General features: G+C 62.7%; 16 protein-coding genes. 9 read left to right on the plus strand and 7 right to left on the minus strand.

Going from position 1 to position 15,546, the window contains the following annotated elements; all coding sequences use genetic code 11:
- Positions 1 to 69: 69 nt before the first annotated feature.
- From EJ079_RS23720 to cyoA, 6 genes are all read right to left on the minus strand, one after another.
- Positions 70 to 1,254, minus strand: a complete 1,185-nt coding sequence (locus EJ079_RS23720) for an amino acid aminotransferase (protein ID WP_127810329.1) — start codon at positions 1,252 to 1,254, stop codon at positions 70 to 72.
- Positions 1,255 to 1,397: 143 nt separating this feature from the next.
- Entirely contained in the window at positions 1,398 to 2,099 is a 702-nt protein-coding gene (locus tag EJ079_RS23725) for an SURF1 family protein (RefSeq protein WP_127811392.1), read from the minus strand.
- Between the two features lie 96 nt (positions 2,100 to 2,195).
- On the minus strand, positions 2,196 to 2,576 hold the full coding sequence (gene cyoD / locus EJ079_RS23730) for a cytochrome o ubiquinol oxidase subunit IV (protein ID WP_127270910.1): 381 nt from the start codon (positions 2,574 to 2,576) through the stop codon (positions 2,196 to 2,198).
- Positions 2,573 to 3,199 carry a cytochrome o ubiquinol oxidase subunit III gene (gene cyoC, locus EJ079_RS23735; protein WP_127810330.1) on the minus strand — a complete coding sequence of 209 codons (627 nt, stop codon included), beginning with the start codon at positions 3,197 to 3,199 and terminating at the stop codon, positions 2,573 to 2,575. The genes cyoD and cyoC overlap by 4 nt, the downstream gene beginning before the upstream one ends.
- 5 nt (positions 3,200 to 3,204) lie before the next feature.
- Positions 3,205 to 5,217 (minus strand): cytochrome o ubiquinol oxidase subunit I, encoded by a 2,013-nt coding sequence (gene cyoB, locus EJ079_RS23740; protein ID WP_127810331.1) that lies wholly within the window; start codon positions 5,215 to 5,217, stop codon positions 3,205 to 3,207.
- Between the two features lie 15 nt (positions 5,218 to 5,232).
- On the minus strand, positions 5,233 to 6,402 hold the full coding sequence (gene cyoA / locus EJ079_RS23745; protein ID WP_127810332.1) for a ubiquinol oxidase subunit II: 1,170 nt from the start codon (positions 6,400 to 6,402) through the stop codon (positions 5,233 to 5,235).
- Positions 6,403 to 6,568: 166 nt separating this feature from the next.
- On the opposite strand from cyoA, the gene EJ079_RS23750 reads away from it, so the two are divergent.
- The 9 genes from EJ079_RS23750 to EJ079_RS23790 all read left to right on the plus strand — a co-directional run bounded on the left by EJ079_RS23750 (position 6,569) and on the right by EJ079_RS23790 (position 14,472).
- Positions 6,569 to 7,882 carry an MFS transporter gene (locus EJ079_RS23750; RefSeq protein WP_127268838.1) on the plus strand — a complete coding sequence of 438 codons (1,314 nt, stop codon included), beginning with the start codon at positions 6,569 to 6,571 and terminating at the stop codon, positions 7,880 to 7,882.
- 38 nt (positions 7,883 to 7,920) lie between these two features.
- Positions 7,921 to 9,201 carry an ATP-binding protein gene (locus tag EJ079_RS23755; protein ID WP_164873842.1) on the plus strand — a complete coding sequence of 427 codons (1,281 nt, stop codon included), beginning with the start codon at positions 7,921 to 7,923 and terminating at the stop codon, positions 9,199 to 9,201.
- A complete protein-coding gene (locus EJ079_RS23760; protein ID WP_127321068.1) occupies positions 9,191 to 9,724 on the plus strand; it encodes a response regulator transcription factor in 534 nt (177 codons plus the stop codon). The genes EJ079_RS23755 and EJ079_RS23760 overlap by 11 nt, the downstream gene beginning before the upstream one ends.
- Before the next feature lie 220 nt (positions 9,725 to 9,944).
- Positions 9,945 to 10,490, plus strand: coding sequence for a sigma-70 family RNA polymerase sigma factor (locus EJ079_RS23765; protein WP_127321069.1), 546 nt, complete (start codon positions 9,945 to 9,947; stop codon positions 10,488 to 10,490).
- Entirely contained in the window at positions 10,487 to 11,260 is a 774-nt protein-coding gene (locus EJ079_RS23770) for an anti-sigma factor (RefSeq protein ID WP_127810334.1), read from the plus strand. Before EJ079_RS23765 ends, EJ079_RS23770 begins: the two co-directional genes overlap by 4 nt.
- A 23-nt stretch (positions 11,261 to 11,283) precedes the next feature.
- Positions 11,284 to 12,000, plus strand: coding sequence for a Bax inhibitor-1/YccA family protein (locus EJ079_RS23775; protein ID WP_127810335.1), 717 nt, complete (start codon positions 11,284 to 11,286; stop codon positions 11,998 to 12,000).
- A gap of 175 nt (positions 12,001 to 12,175) precedes the next feature.
- Positions 12,176 to 13,048, plus strand: coding sequence for an aldose 1-epimerase family protein (locus tag EJ079_RS23780; protein WP_127810336.1), 873 nt, complete (start codon positions 12,176 to 12,178; stop codon positions 13,046 to 13,048).
- A gap of 40 nt (positions 13,049 to 13,088) precedes the next feature.
- Positions 13,089 to 13,751, plus strand: coding sequence for a glutathione S-transferase family protein (locus EJ079_RS23785; RefSeq protein ID WP_127810337.1), 663 nt, complete (start codon positions 13,089 to 13,091; stop codon positions 13,749 to 13,751).
- Between the two features lie 64 nt (positions 13,752 to 13,815).
- Entirely contained in the window at positions 13,816 to 14,472 is a 657-nt protein-coding gene (locus tag EJ079_RS23790; protein ID WP_127810338.1) for a DUF1629 domain-containing protein, read from the plus strand.
- A 2-nt stretch (positions 14,473 to 14,474) separates the two neighbouring features.
- On the opposite strand, the gene EJ079_RS23795 is transcribed toward EJ079_RS23790, so the two are convergent.
- The gene (locus tag EJ079_RS23795) at positions 14,475 to 15,386 is read right to left on the minus strand and encodes an agmatinase (RefSeq protein WP_127396591.1); all 912 of its coding nucleotides are present in this window, start codon (positions 15,384 to 15,386) and stop codon (positions 14,475 to 14,477) included.
- Positions 15,387 to 15,546: the final 160 nt, after the last annotated feature.

Here is a 15,546-nt window from a genome sequence, read left to right on the forward strand (position 1 = left end):
TATCGCGCGGCCGGCCGCGCGGCCAACGCTGTCAGCCGGCGAGAGTGCCTTGTCCACAGGCGAGCCACGTCAGTCGAGCACAGAAACGATCGCCTTGGCGAGCTCGTCCATGCCGTCTTCGGGCAGGCCGGCGACGTTGATGCGGCTGTCGCCGACCATATAGATGCCGTGCTCGGCACGCAGCCGTTCGACCTGCGCTTCCGTGAGGCCAAGGCGGGAGAACATGCCGCGATGGCTGGCGACGAAGTCGAAGCGATCGGAATTGGACTGCCGGCGCAGTGCCTCGGCGAACTGCACGCGTAGCCTGAGCATGCGCAGGCGCATCTCTTCGAGCTCGGCTTCCCAGTCGGCGCGCAAGGCGGCATCTTCGAGCACGATGCGCACGGCCGCCGCACCATGGTCCGGCGGCATCGAATACATGGCGCGCGCCGCCGACAGCATCTGGCTCATCGCCACATCCGCCTGTGCGCCGTCCCTGGCCAGGATCATCGCCGCGCCGACGCGGTCGCGGTAGACAGCGAAATTCTTCGAGCAGCTCGAGGCGACGACCATTTCCGGAACTTTTGCCGTCAGCAGGCGCAAGCCGAGCGCATCGGCCTCAAGCCCATCGCCAAAGCCCTGATAGGCGATGTCGACAAACGGCAGCAGCTCGCGCTCGACGACCAGATCGGAAACGGCAGCCCACTGGGCCGGATCCAGATTGGCGCCGGTCGGGTTGTGGCAGCAGCCATGCAGCAACACGACGTCGCCGCTCTTTGCGGTCCGCAGCGCTGCCAGCATGTCGTCGAAGCGAACAGCGCCCGAGTCGGCGTCGAAATAGGGGTATTCACGGATCTGCAGGCCGGCGGCGCGCATCACCGGCATATGGTTCGGCCAGGTCGGGTCCGACAGCCAGATGGTTGCATCCGAGCGTGTCCGCTTCAGCAGTTCCGCCACCAGCCGCAGTGCGCCGGAGCCGCCGGGCGCTTGTGCGGCGCGGATGCGCGTCATGTCGGCGCCCGGACCGAAGGCGAGCTTGGCCATTACCGTGTTGAAGCCGGTATCGCCGGCAAGGCCGAGATAGGTCTTGGTGTCCTGACCCTGCAGCAGGCGCTTTTCCGCTTCGCGCACGGCGCGCATGACCGGCGTCTTGCCGTCGCGATCCTTGTAGACGCCGACACCGAGATCGACCTTGTCTGGACGCGGATCGGCTCGATAAAGGCCGATCAGGGCCAGGATCTTGTCGGCGGGGGCGGGCTGCAGGGCTTCAAACATCGAAAATGGTTCCATTGGCGCGGCGGAGTGATACGCAAATCGGTCGCGTTTCGCCAGCGGTTTTAGCTAGGTGCTCCAGCCCGAGGCGGGGGTGCCGGGAAGCCTGCCCTGCCTGCTCCTTTCAGCTTTGCCTCGGCCAGCGGTCAGCCCCCGCCGTGTTTCCCAGTCTGCCGCAACAGATAGACGACCGCGCCCAGCACCATCAAGGCCAGCCCGAACCATGTCAGGGCATAGGCCAGATGGTTGTTGTGGAACGAAACGACCGTCAGGCCGCCGACCGGCCACCCTCCCGGATTGGGCGCGGCATCGGCATCGATGAAATAAGGAGCGACCTGCCCGAGGCCTTGCGTCGTGGCGATTGCCTGCACATCGCGCGAATACCAGCGGTTGGCGGCCGGATCGTTGTTGCGCAGGAAGCCGCCCTTCGGTTCGGTCAGGCGCAGCAGGCCGCGAATTCCGGTGTGATCGCCCGAGGGCTTGCCTGCGAGGCGGGTTGCCGGATCGCGCTTGTCCGTCGGCACGAAGCCCCTGTTCACCAGAATCGTGAAGCCATCATCCGCTCGGAACGGCGCCATTACCCAGAAACCACCGCCGCGATCGGTGACCGCCTGGACCAGGGTCTCGCGATCACCGAGAAACCGGCCCGTGACGGCAAGCTGGCGATACTCGTCATCCCTGGCGTTGATCTCTGGCCAGGCCGAAGGCGCCGGGGCGGCCACAGGTACCGCCTTGAGACGCTGGTCGACACGCTCGATCAGGTCGAGTTTCCAGACGCGGCGCTCCAGCTGCCAGACACCAAGCGCCGAGAACCCTGCGACGCCGATGGCACCGCAAAGGCAAAGCACCAACAGCGTCCATGGTGAACGCGTAACCCTTTGGCCGTCGCCTGTAGTCGAATGCGGTGTCGTCCGCGCCTGTTCATCCAAAGCCAGGTCCCTCTCTCAGGGTATCTGACTCATGTCATGGCCGGGCATCATGTTGGCGTTCAGATGGTACATGACCCAGAGCGAGCCCGTCAGCGCGATCACCACCAGGATGAGGGTGAAGATCAGGGCCATCATGGTCCAGCCGCTCTCCGACCTGGTGTTCATATGCAGAAAGAACACCATGTGGACGATGATTTGCACGACGGCGAAGGCCATGATGGCAATCGCCGAAGCCATCTGATTGCCGAGTGCGTTGGTCATGACCAGCCAGAAGGGAATGGCGGTCAGCACGACGGACAGGCCGAAGCCTGTCAGATAGCCGCGCAGAGAGCCGTGATCGACGCCGTGACGCGCGTGGCTCTGGTCGCTGGTGTCTGTGTGGTGGCCGGCGCTCATCGCAACATTCCCATCAGATAAACGAAGGTAAAGACGCCGATCCAGATGACGTCAAGGAAGTGCCAGAACATGCTCAGGCACATCAGGCGCCGCTGGTTCGCGGCGATCAGCCCGTGCCTGGAGACCTGCACCATCAGCACCACCAGCCAGACCAGGCCGAAGGTGACGTGCAGGCCGTGCGTTCCGACCAGCGTGAAGAACGACGACAGGAAGCCGCTGCGCTGCGGCGTCGCCCCCTCGTGGATGAAATGGGCGAATTCGTAGAGTTCGATGCTGAGAAAGGCGAGGCCGAACAGGCCAGTGATCACCAGCCACACCTGCATGGGTTTCGCCCGTCCCTTCGCCATCTCCAGCATCGCGAAGCCGTAAGTGATGGAGGACAGGAGCAGCATGGTGGTGTTCAGCGCGACCAGCGGAAGATCGAACAGGTCCTTCGGCGCGGGTCCGGCCGCGTAGTTGCCACCGAGCACGCCATAGACCGCGAACAGCATCGCGAAGATGAGGCAGTCGCTCATCAGATAGATCCAGAAGCCGAGCATGGTGCTGCTGCCGCTCTCGGCATGGCCGTGGTCATCTTCCAGGTGGAAGATCGTGTCGTCGATCACCGTGTCGGCGTGTGCCATGGTGCTTATCCCGCCTGGCTGGTGGCTGCGAGCAGGCGTGTCCGCTCGTCCTCGACGCGGGTGACGTCACTGGACGGAATGTGGAAGTCCCGGTCGTAGTTGAAGGTATGCGCGATGGCGTAGCCGATCAGGGCGACGAAGCTGACGATCGCCAGCCACCAAATGTACCAGATGAGCGCCACGGCAAGCACCACGCTCAACCCGGCCAGGACGACGCCGGCTCCGGTGTTGCGCGGCATGTGGATGTCGCGGAAGCCCGTCAACGGACGCTGGTAGCCGCGATTCTTCATGTCCGCCCAGGCGTCGAGATCGTGGACGACCGGCGTGAAGGCGAAATTGTAGGCCGGGGGCGGCGACGAGGTTGCCCATTCGAGGGTGCGCCCGTCCCAGGGATCACCGGTATCGTCGCGAAGCTGCTCGCGCCGCCGCACGCTGACGAAGATCTGGATGAGGAAGGACAGGATACCAAGCAGGATCAGGAAGGCGCCGAAGGCGGCGATAATGAACCAGATCTGCAGCGAGGGATCCTCAAAGGTGCGCAGCCGGCGCGTTACGCCCATCAAGCCGAGGATGTAGAGCGGCATGAAGGCGAACCAGAAGCCGACCACCCAGAACCAGAACGACATCTTTCCCCAGAACGGATCGAGCCGGAAGCCGAATGCCTTGGGGAACCAGTAGCTGATGCCGGCAAACAGGCCGAACAGCACGCCGCCGATGATGACGTTGTGGAAATGCGCGACCAGGAACAGGCTGTTGTGGAGCACGAAGTCGGCTGGCGGAACCGCGAGCAGCACGCCGGTCATGCCGCCGACAGTGAAGGTCAGCATGAAGGCGACCGTCCACATCATCGGCAGTTCGAAGCGGATGCGGCCGCGGTACATGGTGAACAGCCAGTTGAATATCTTGGCGCCTGTCGGGATCGAAATGATCATCGTTGTGATGCCGAAGAACGAGTTGACGCTCGCTCCCGATCCCATGGTGAAGAAGTGATGCAGCCAGACCAGATAGGACAGGATGGTGATGACGACTGTCGCGTAGACCATCGACGTGTAGCCGAAGAGCCGCTTGCCGCAGAAGGCCGAGGTCACTTCCGAAAATATGCCGAAGGCCGGCAGGATCAGGATGTAGACCTCGGGGTGGCCCCAGATCCAGATCAGGTTCACGTACATCATCGGATTGCCGCCGAAGTCGTTCGTGAAGAAGTTGGTGCCGACATAGCGGTCGAGAGCCAGCAGGGCCAGCACCGCCGTCAGCACCGGGAAGGCGGCGACGATGAGCACATTGGTGCAAAGCGCGGTCCAGGTGAAGATCGGCATTCTCATCATGGTCATGCCAGGCGCGCGCATCTTGACGATGGTGCAGACCAGGTTCACGCCCGACAGCAGCGTGCCGACGCCCGCCACTTGCAGGGCCCAGATATAATAATCGACACCGACATCGGGACTGTAGCCGATCCCCGACAACGGCGGATAGGCAAGCCAGCCGGTGCGGGCGAATTCGCCGACGAACAGCGACATCATGACGATGACCGCGCCGCCGACCGTCATCCAGAAGCTGAAATTGTTGAGGAACGGAAACGACACGTCGCGGGCGCCGATCTGCAGCGGGACGACGAAATTCATCAGGCCCGTCACCAGCGGCATCGCCACGAAGAAGATCATGATCACGCCGTGCGCGGTGAAGATCTGGTCGTAGTGATGCGAATTGAGATAGCCTTCCGAACCGCCGAAGGCCATCGCCTGCTGGAGCCGCATCATGATGGCGTCACTGAAGCCGCGCAGCAGCATGACGATGCCGAGCACCATGTACATCACGCCGATGCGCTTGTGGTCGACGCTGGTGAACCATTCGCGCCACAGATAGCCCCAGAGCTTGAAATAGGTCAGCGCGCCGACGAGTGCCACGCCGCCCAGCGCGACGACCATGAAGGTCGCGACCACGATGGGTTCGTGCAGCGGCAGCGACTCGAGCGTAAGCCGGCCGAAGATCGCCTTGAGAAAAGCAGGATTGTCGAACATGTCTTGCGTGGCGCCTCAGGAGTTGAAGGGCGACCGAAGCGTGCCGGTTGCGGAAGGTGACGGCAGTCGGATCGACAGGGGCAGTGGCCGTTGCAGACCAGCGCCGACGATCGGCGTCGAGGTCATCGGCGTGACGGATTGATCGGCCTTCGAAGCCGCCAGTGCTTCTTCGGTTGTGCATATGCTGGCGACATAGGATGGGGCAGGGCCGAATATCGTGCCGCGCCGGGCGAACTTGTCATACAGCAGCGGCAGGGTGTTGCGGATGCCGGCCATTCCCAGACCGCCCTTGGCATCGATCTGCGACATCTCGCTCATGCACATCTTGCCGGGCTCGACGCACATGTTGAGGATCGCCTTGTAGAGATCGGCATCCACCGCCGCATAGTGGCGCACGGGTTGGTTCTCGCTGGGCTGTTCGAGCTCCAGATAGCCGTTTCGGTCGAGCTTGCCGCCGCCGTCCTTTGCCTTCGCGATCCATGCCTGGAAACCGGCATCGTCCAGGCCGTGGAACGCGAAGCGCATTCCCGAGAAGCCGGCGCCGCTGTAGTTGGCGGAGAACCCTTCATAGTCGCCGGACTTGTTTATGACGGCGTGCAGCCTGGTTTCCATACCCGGCATTGCATAGATCTGGCCGGCCAGTGCTGGAATGTAGAAGGAGTTCATCACCGATGCGGAGGTGATGCGAAAGCTGATCGGCCGGTCGACCGGCGCAGCCAGTTCGTTGACCATGGCGACGCCGTACTCCGGATAGATGAACAGCCATTTCCAGTCGAGCGCGACGACTTCGACCTCAAGCGGACGCACGTCCGGCGGCAGCGGCTTGCCGGCCGCTACACGTCCGATCGGACGATAGGGGTCGAGCAGATGGGTGCCCATCCAGGTCACTGCGCCCAGGCAGATTATGATCAGAAGCGGCACCGCCCAAATGACGAGTTCGAGATGGGTCGAGTGGTCCCAATCCGGCTCGTAGCGCGCCTCGCGGTTGGACTGGCGGTATCGCCAGGCAAAGAATATGCTGAGAGCCATCACCGGTATGATGACGATCAGCATCAGTGCCGTGGACACCATCAGCAGGTCGCGCTGCTGCGCGGCGACGTCGCCGGCAGGGTTCATGACGACCATGCTGCAGGAGCCGAGCGATGCCAGCAGGGGCAGCAGGAAAAGGGTACGGAGACGGCTCAATGTATGACCTGTCGGTTGTTCCCCCCAGTGCTAGCCGTACCGCGGCAATGAAGGCATTGGACAATTTGTCCAATGCCGCAATGACGCGGCAGGCGTCATCAAAGCACCTGGCCCGCGCACATGGCAAGCGATCGTATGAGACCGCGGCGGGGCGACGGAGAATGCTGTGAGCCCAACTTCGAAGATCGAAGCCGACGCAAGACGGATCAACGCGCGGCATCATGAGGTGAAGCCCGGCGAAATCGCCGTCGGCGTCATCATAGGCAGGACGTCGGAATTCTTCGACTTCTTCGTCTACGCGATCGCTTCCGTCATCGTTTTTCCGAAGCTCGTATTTCCTTATGCCGACCCGTTGACCGGCACGCTCTACTCCTTCGCCATCTTCGCGCTTGCCTTCATCGCGCGGCCGATCGGGACGGCGATCTTCACGGCGCTCGACCGTGCCTACGGACGCAGCGCCAAGCTCACCATCGCGCTGTTCCTGCTGGGGACCTCGACCGTGTCGATCGCCTTCGTGCCCGGTTACGACCAGATCGGCCAGGCTTCGGCCTGGCTGCTGGCCATGTTCCGGATCGGTCAGGGACTGGCGCTGGGCGGGACATGGGACGGACTTGCCTCGCTGCTGGCGTTGAATGCGCCCGAAAAGCGCCGCGGCTGGTATGCGATGATCCCGCAGCTGGGCGCACCACTCGGGCTCATCGTTGCCAGCGCCCTGTTTGCATATTTCGTCGGCAACCTGTCGGCCGAAGACTTCTTCAGCTGGGGCTGGCGCTACCCGTTCTTCGTCGCCTTCGCCATCAATGTCGTCGCCCTGTTCGCACGGCTGCGCATCGTGGTGACGCCGGAATACACCAAACTGTTCGAAGGCCAGGAACTGGAGCCGACTTCCGTCCGCGAGACGTTGCGCGCCGAAGGGCGCACTGTCGTGCTCGGCGCCTTCGCGCCGCTGGCGAGCTTCGCCCTGTTCCACATGGTGACGGTGTTTCCTCTGTCCTGGATTTTCCTGTTCACGCGCGAGGGACCGGCACGGTTCCTCGTCATCGAGACGATCGGAGCTTTCTTCGGCCTGGCGGCAATCGCGATCTCGGGCTTCGTCGCCGACCGGGTTGGGCGCTGGCCCTTGCTCGGAGGCTCGGCGGTGGCCATTGCCGTGTTCAGCGGTTTCGCGCCACAGCTGCTCGATGGCGGCTTCGTCGGAGAGTCCGTCTTCATGGTCTTGGGCTTCGTCCTGCTCGGCCTGTCGTTCGGCCAGTCTTCAGGAGCACTCGCCTCGAACTTTTCAAAGACCTACCGCTATACAGGGGCGGCGCTGACCTCGGATCTCGCCTGGCTGTTCGGGGCGGGCTTCGCCCCCATAGTCGCCCTGTTCCTGTCCGCCCATTTCGGGCTGATCTCATCAGGCGCCTATCTGTTGTCGGGAGCGCTATGCACGTTGCTTGCGCTGAGGCTCAACCAGCGCCTGGATCGGACGCCCGCTTGAGTGACCTGCTTGGCCAGGGCTGGGGACCTCCCGGCCCAATGACTCTGCACGACAAGACCAACAAACAGAATTTCCTGCTTCTGATCCAACTGCGCTGGATCGCGGTCGGTGGTCAGATCGTGACGATCCTGTTCGTCCGCTACGCGCTTGGCATCGGCCTGCCGCTGGTGCCGATGGCGGTGGTGATCCTGCTGCTGATCGCTCTCAATGTCGCCAGCCTGCGCCGGCACAGCAGCCAGGACGCGATCACCAACACCGAGCTGTTTCTTGGGCTGCTGCTCGACGTCACCGCGTTGACGGTCCAGCTTTACCTGAGCGGCGGCGCGTCCAATCCCTTCATTTCGCTTTACCTGCTCCAGGTCATCCTGGGCGCGGTGCTGCTGGAGACATGGTCGGTCTGGGCCCTTGTCCTCATTGCAAGCACGTGCTTCATTGCGCTGACCACCTTCTACCGTGAGATCAGTCTGCCCGCCGCACACGGTGCCGGGCTGTTCAGCCTGCACATCCAGGGCATGTTCATCTGTTTCGTCCTGGCGGCAACGCTTCTGGTGCTGTTCATCACCAGGGTCCAGAACAACATTCGCACCCGCGACGCCCATCTTGCGGATTTGCGCCAGCAGTCGGCGGAGGAGGCTCACATCGTCAGGATGGGCCTGCTCGCCTCCGGTGCCGCGCATGAGCTCGGCACGCCGCTGGCCACGCTTTCCGTCATCCTCAACGACTGGCAGCGCATGCCGGCTCTCGAGGCAGATCCGGATTTGGCGCAGGAAATCCGGGAGATGCAGGGCCAGTTGGACCGTTGCAAGAAGATCGTTTCGGGAATCCTGATGTCGTCGGGCGAATTGCGCGGCGAAGGCACGGTTCGCACCTCCGTCGACGCCTTCCTGGCGGAGCTGGTGACCGAATGGAAATCGACACGGCTGCCGCAAGGTTTCGAATACACCAGGCGTTTCGGCGCCAACCAGGAGATCGTCTCCGATCCCGCGCTCAAACAGGTGATGTTCAATGTACTGGACAACGCACTTGAAGCGTCGCCTCTATGGGTCGGGTTGATCGTCAGCCGCCACGCGGACGATCTCATCGTCGAAGTCGTCGACTCGGGACCAGGATTTGAAGAAGCCATGCTTGCAGAATTCGGCAAGCCCTACACGTCGACCAAAAACCGGCCAGGTAGTGGGCTCGGCCTGTTTCTGGTCGTCAATGTCATCCGCAAGCTGGGGGGTACCGTCACCGTAAGAAATAGAACCGAGGGGGGAGCTTCGGTTACGTTGCATCTGCCACTGGCTGCTCTGTCTGCGCGAGGGCACAATGCCGACTAAACGCACGCTGTTGATCGTCGAGGACGACATCGCCTTTGCCAACGCACTGCGCCGGTCTTTCGAACGGCGTGATTACGAAACACATAGCTGCCGGAGCGTCGACGGCGTGCATGCGCTGATCGGCACCGTTGCCTTCCAATATGCCGTCGTCGATCTCAAGCTTGCCAGCGGCTCGGGCCTGGAATGCGTCAGGGCGCTGCACGAGCACGATCCTGAAATGCGGATCGTCGTGTTGACCGGCTTTGCAAGCATCGCCACCGCTGTCGAGGCGATCAAGCTCGGCGCCTGCCAGTATCTCGCCAAACCCGCCAATACAGACGACATTGAAGCGGCTTTCGGCCAGGTCGAAGGCAATGCTTCGGTGCCGCTCGCCGAGCGACCAACCTCGATAAAGAACCTCGAATGGGAGCGCATCCACGAGACGTTAGTGGAGGCCGACTTCAACATTTCGGAGACGGCACGACGGCTGGGCATGCACCGCCGGACTCTGGCGCGGAAGCTGGAGAAGAGGCGTGTGAAGTAGGCACGATCTACTGCATTCCAGTCGCCACATTGGGCTCACTGCCGCCATGCCTGCCATCGATGCACCGATGGAAATCACCCGCACAACGATTCCGGGAGCTTGTATTCTCGGCTTCATCATGCGGTTCCAGGGATAGCCCCTCGATGCTGCGAGGCGAGGGTAGAGGCGAACGATGTCCTCAAAGGGAAAAAATTGGCAGGGCAGGGATTAAAATCCCTACATGCTCCGTAAACAGGACATGAAACCGCCGGTGCCACGCTTTGACATCATAGGACAGCTCGGTTCGCTGCGTCGCTATGCGCGCTCGCTGACGCGCGACAGCACCGACGCCGAGGATCTTGTCCATGACGCGCTGGTGCGCGCCTATGAGCGGCGCAGCACGTTCCGCTCCGGCGGAAACCTGCGCGCGTGGCTGCTGTCGATCGTCCACAACACCTTCATCGACAAGATGCGGTCCCGCAAGTCCGAAGCGTCGCGCGTCGAACAGGCTGGATACCTGGCCGACGGCAGCACGCCGGCACCACAGGAACATTCGGTGCGCCTGGCGCAGGTGCGCGAGGCTTTCTTCAGCCTGCCGGAAGAACAGCGTTCAGCGCTGCACCTCGTCGCCATCGAAGGCCTCTCCTATCAACAGGCCGCCGATGCCAGCGGCGTGCCGCTCGGCACGCTGATGTCACGCATCGGCAGGGCGCGCGCGGCACTGCGCGAGATGGAGGAGCCCGCGAAGGCAAAAAACCACCTCAGGATCGTTGGAGGCCCGTCATGACCGCAACTGTCGATCCCGTGACCGATGTCGACCTCGACGCCTATGTCGACGACCAGGTCGACGTCACCCGCCGCATCGAGGTCGAAGCATTCTTGTCCGCTCGCCCGGAGGCGGCGGCGCGCGTGATGTCGGATCTCAGGACCCGGGATGAACTGCGCGTGGCGCTTGCCGGCTCCAAGGGCATGGCGCGCCCCGCGACCGCCGATGCCGCGCGGCGGCTGGAGAGGGGGCTTGCCCGCGGCCGGCTCTTCGGCGTGTTGCAGCGCGCGGCGGCGGTCGCCGGCTTCGTCGCCGCCGGCTGGCTGGCAAACGGCATCATCGGGCCGATGTCGGTGACCAAGGTCGTCGCCTCGCCGCAGCCGCCCGCCTATGTCGACGAGGCGGTGCAGGCCCACAGGACGACGCTGGTGCGCGAGAGCATGCCATCGCAGGCGGAAACGCCCAATTACAACGCCGGCGAAATCCGCGCCGCCACTGCCATCGTCATGCCGTCGCTGCCGACGGATTGGAGGGTGCGCGACGTGCAGATCTATCCGTCGCGCTTTGGGCCGAGCGTCGAGATGGCGGTCGAGACGAAAGACATGGGGCTGGTGTCGCTGTTTGCGATCCGGCCCGGAACCTTCGACGTCGTCAAGCCGGCGATAGCGCCCTCGGGCGACATTTCGTCGGCCTATTTCCAGATCGGCGATGTCGCCTATGCGGTGGTCGGACGAAGCGAGGTCCACGACCTCGACCGCGCCGCCGAGACGCTTGCCAAGACGCTTTACTGATCGATCCACAAAGGAGAACGCAAATGAACACCCCCAATCTGGGATATCGCGTCGGCGCCGGCGCCCAAACCGGAGCCATCTTCGACGAGGGCCTGCGCCAGCATATGCTGCGCGTCTACAACTACATGGGCGTCGGCCTGGTGGTCACCGGCCTCGTCGCCTTCATGATCTCATCGACGCCGGCGCTCTACGTGCCGATCTTCTCCAGCCCGCTGAAATGGGTGGTGATGCTGGCGCCGCTCGCCTTCGTCATGCTGTTCTCGTTCAAGATGCAGACCATGTCGGCGGCGAGTGCCCAGGCGATGTTCTGGGCCTTCTGCGCGGTCATGGGCCTGTCGCTCGCCTCCGTGTTCCTGGTCTTCACCGGAACCAGCATCGCGCGCACCTTCTTCATCGCCGCCACCATGTTCGGAGCCACCAGTCTCTACGGCTACACGACAAAGCGCGACCTGACCCAGTTCTCGTCATTCCTGATCATGGGCCTGATCGGCGTGGTGGTCGCCAGCATCGTCAACATCTTCCTCGGCTCGACCGCGCTGCAGTTCGCCATCTCGGTGATCGGCATCGCCGTGTTCATCGGCCTGACCGCCTGGGATACGCAGACGATCAAAGAACAGTATGCCGAGAATTTCGACGCGGAATCGCGCCAGAAACTTGCCGTCTTCGGCGCCTTCTCGCTCTATCTGAACTTCATCAACATCTTCCAGCTGCTGCTGAATTTTACCGGCGAACGCGAATAACGACTATCCGCTGTGGGCAAGAGCGAGGGTTATTGCTCTTGATGCGGAGAGGTGGCCGGAGGGAGATCCTCCGGCCACAATTCGTTCCTGCAGAACCAGGCTACACCTTGAGTCCCCAAGAGCTTTTGCTAGTCTGCCCGCCGCGCCGGCCTTCAACAACGACCCGCGAGGAAATGTGGCACAGGACAGCCAAACGCTTCATGGCGATGGTATCTCGGCGACCATCGTCGCGCAGGGCGCCGAACTGATTGCGCTGCAAGACGCGCACGGATTTGAATTCCTGTGGCAGGCGGGGCCAGAATGGCGGCGGCACTCGCCGGTGCTGTTCCCGATCGTGGGGCGGCTGGCGGGCGATCACCTGCGCCATCGCGGCCGGACCTATCCAATGACGCAGCACGGGTTTGCGCGCGACAAGCCGTTTGCCTGGGCGCAGAAGGGACCGCGATCCTGCACGCTGGTGCTCACCGACGACGCCGACACCCGGGCGCGCTATCCGTTCGCCTTTCGGCTTGAAGTGACCTACACGCTGGTCCGCCAGCAGCTTGATGTGACTTTCGACATCACCAACACCGGCGATGAGTTCCTGCCGGCGTCGATCGGGGCGCACCCGGCATTCAATTGGCCCTTGCAGCCGGATTTGGCCAAGACGGACTACCGGCTGATCTTTGCCGATGATGAGCCGGCGCCGATCCGCCGCCTTAAGGACGGACTGCTGCTGAAAACGCCACAGCCGACGCCTGTCGAAGGCAACATACTCCCGCTCTCTGAGCGGTTGTTCGACGAGGACGCGGTGATCATGGACCAGCCCGCCAGCTCCATCGTGCGTTATGCCGCCGAGCGTGGCCCGGCTCTGGAGATGTCCTGGCAAGGGGTTCGGGAGTTGGGCGTCTGGTCAAAGCCGAGCGGCGCGCCATTCCTTTGCATCGAACCTTGGCACGGCCTTGCAAGCCCGGTGGATTTCGATGGTGATTTTGTCGACAAACCGGGCCTGATTCTGATCGCGCCGGGCGGAAAGCGCGCGATGAGCTATCAGATACGGCTGCTATGACGTTCCTGATCGGCAGATCCAGCCATGTCGGGAGTGCCCAGTGAAGCTGTATTTCAGCCGCAATCCCAATCCTCGATTGGCGGTCGCGGCGGCACTCCATCTCGACGCGAAAGTCGAATTTGAATTCGCCTCGCCATTCGCTCCGGGGCAAGCGGAGAAATTTCGCCGGTTAAATCCCAATCTCTCGCTGCCCATCCTCGCGGAAGAAGAGGGAAAAAGCCTCTGGGAGGCAGACGCCATAGCCTGCCGGCTCTCGCGCGATGCGCATTCGGATTTCTGGCGCAGCGGCGATGACGAACCCGAGATGATCCGCTGGCTGAGCTGGGGCAAGGAGCACTTCGCACTCGCTTGCGACACGGTGCATTTCGAACGTGGGACCAAACAGCGGTACGGCATCGGCCCGATCGATCAGAAGCGGGTGGAGGAGGGCCTAAACCAATTCCATACGGCCGCGGCAATACTCGACGCCGTGCTTGCCGAGCGGCAGTGGCTGGTCGGGAATTCGGTTTCCTATGCCGATTTTCGAATGGCGACCTTTCTGCCGTTCAACGATGCCGCCAGATTGCCGCTCGACGATCATTCCTCTGTCAGCCGCTGGTACCGTCGGCTTGAAGACATCGGCCCCTGGCGTGACCCTTTCAAGGGGATGGATGCACCCGAATTGCCGCCGGTGCCGCAAACGGCTGTCGCGGACCAGCGGTGAGAACGCGCGCGAAGAGCCGCGCAGCAGGCCGAGCCTACCAAGGCAATGATGTGCGGGGGATCGGATGAATATCTATGTCCTGAGCGTGGTCGAAGGACAGGAATGGGTCCTTCCTCGACAGGCGGACGACTACCAGCTGTTTTCGACGCTCTGCGGCCGGAAGCAGAGACAATGGCATCCGCCCGGGATGGAGATCCTGTGCGAACACGACGACGGTACGCTCCGGCAATATTCAGATTTTCCATGGCTTGGCGAGCATGTGCTCATCCCGCGGGCGAGGGCGTTGAAGTTGCTTCGGCCAACCCTCGAACCGTACGGTGAATTCCTGCCGCTTCGTGCTGACGAGCCAATATCGCTCTTCAATGTCACCACCGTGATCGATGCGCTGGATGAGGAACGTTCAAAGATCGTTCGCTTTGACGATGGCGGCATAATGGTGATCGAAAGCCTCGTCCTTCGAGCGGACGCAATCGGCGGTACCGAGATATTCAAGCTGCCCGAGCGTGCCGATGGGGTGCGAATATCCGATATCTATCTGCAGGAGACGATCGTACGCCGGATCGGGGAACTTGGGCTCAAGGGCATTGCTTTCAACTTGGTCTGGAGCGACGAGCCGGCCGGACAAGGCAGGATCGAGTACTCAGGTGTGGAAAAGGGCATTTCAACCGCGAGCTCCCTCACGCGCTTTTGGGCCGGTCTGCGGCGAAGAGCAGGGTTTTGACATCAAACCTGCCGGACGACGGTGCCGACCACATTGACGAGAAGGCGCGCGGCGGTCAGCGCTGACAGGCCGTCGATATCGGCCGGAGGATAGAACTCGACAAGGTCGAACCCTGCGATCCGGGCCCGTCTGCCGAGGCTGGCGATCAGGTCGATCACCTGCGTGTAGGTGAGGCCGCCGGGTGTACGCGCCGCCACGCCCGGCATGATGCTTGGATCGAGGCTGTCACAGTCGAGGGTGACGACAACCCGCGCGCCTTCCGGAATATGCCGGAGCGCGGCTTCGACGCTCTGAGCGTGAACCTCGCGGGCGGTCACGAAGTGGCTGCCATAGCGCCGTGCCGCTTCGATCTCGGTGATGCGTGCGCTGCCGACGCTGCGCAGGCCGACTTGCACCATGCCTGCTACATGCGGCATCTCGCTCGCCCTGCGCATCGGGCTCGAATAGCCGTGGCGTTCGCCATACACCTCGTCGCGCCAGTCGATATGGGCGTCGATCTGCAGGACCCAGACCGGCCCGTGCTCCGCAAAGCCGGCGAGGAAGGGAATGGTCATGGAACAGTCGCCGCCGATCAGGATCGGCACGGCCGGCAATGCCAGGATCTCGCACGTTTTTGCCTCGATCCTGACCCTGTTGCCGGCATTGTCATGCATGGTGGTCAAGATATCGCCGGCGTCGATGCAAGACACCGGCTTGCCGTCGAACAGCGGACCGCCGAGATCGAAATCCCAGTGCCCGACGAACGTGGCGTCGTCCTGGCTCGCAGCGCGGATGGCATCCGCCGCCAAGGCGTGGCCGCGGCTGTCCTTGCCGGGATAAGTGCTGCCGTGACCGGCCCCGAAGATCACCGCGCGGGGCATGTGACCATCTGCGAGACGGTCTGGAAAGCCGAGAAAGGGAGGCGAGGGGGTCATGCCTTGATGGATCCTGATGATGCTTAGCGCACGCCGATCGGGTGCGGTTAAGTCAAGCGCCCCGGCTTCAGCTTTGTGCCGATCGGGTAAGCCCAATAAACTCTAAAACAATCGAGATCGATCACCCACCTGGTGTTTCAAATTTGGGCCAACGGGGCAT

This window comes from Mesorhizobium sp. M7A.F.Ce.TU.012.03.2.1 (genome assembly GCF_004006095.1).
GTDB lineage: Bacteria > Pseudomonadota > Alphaproteobacteria > Rhizobiales > Rhizobiaceae > Mesorhizobium.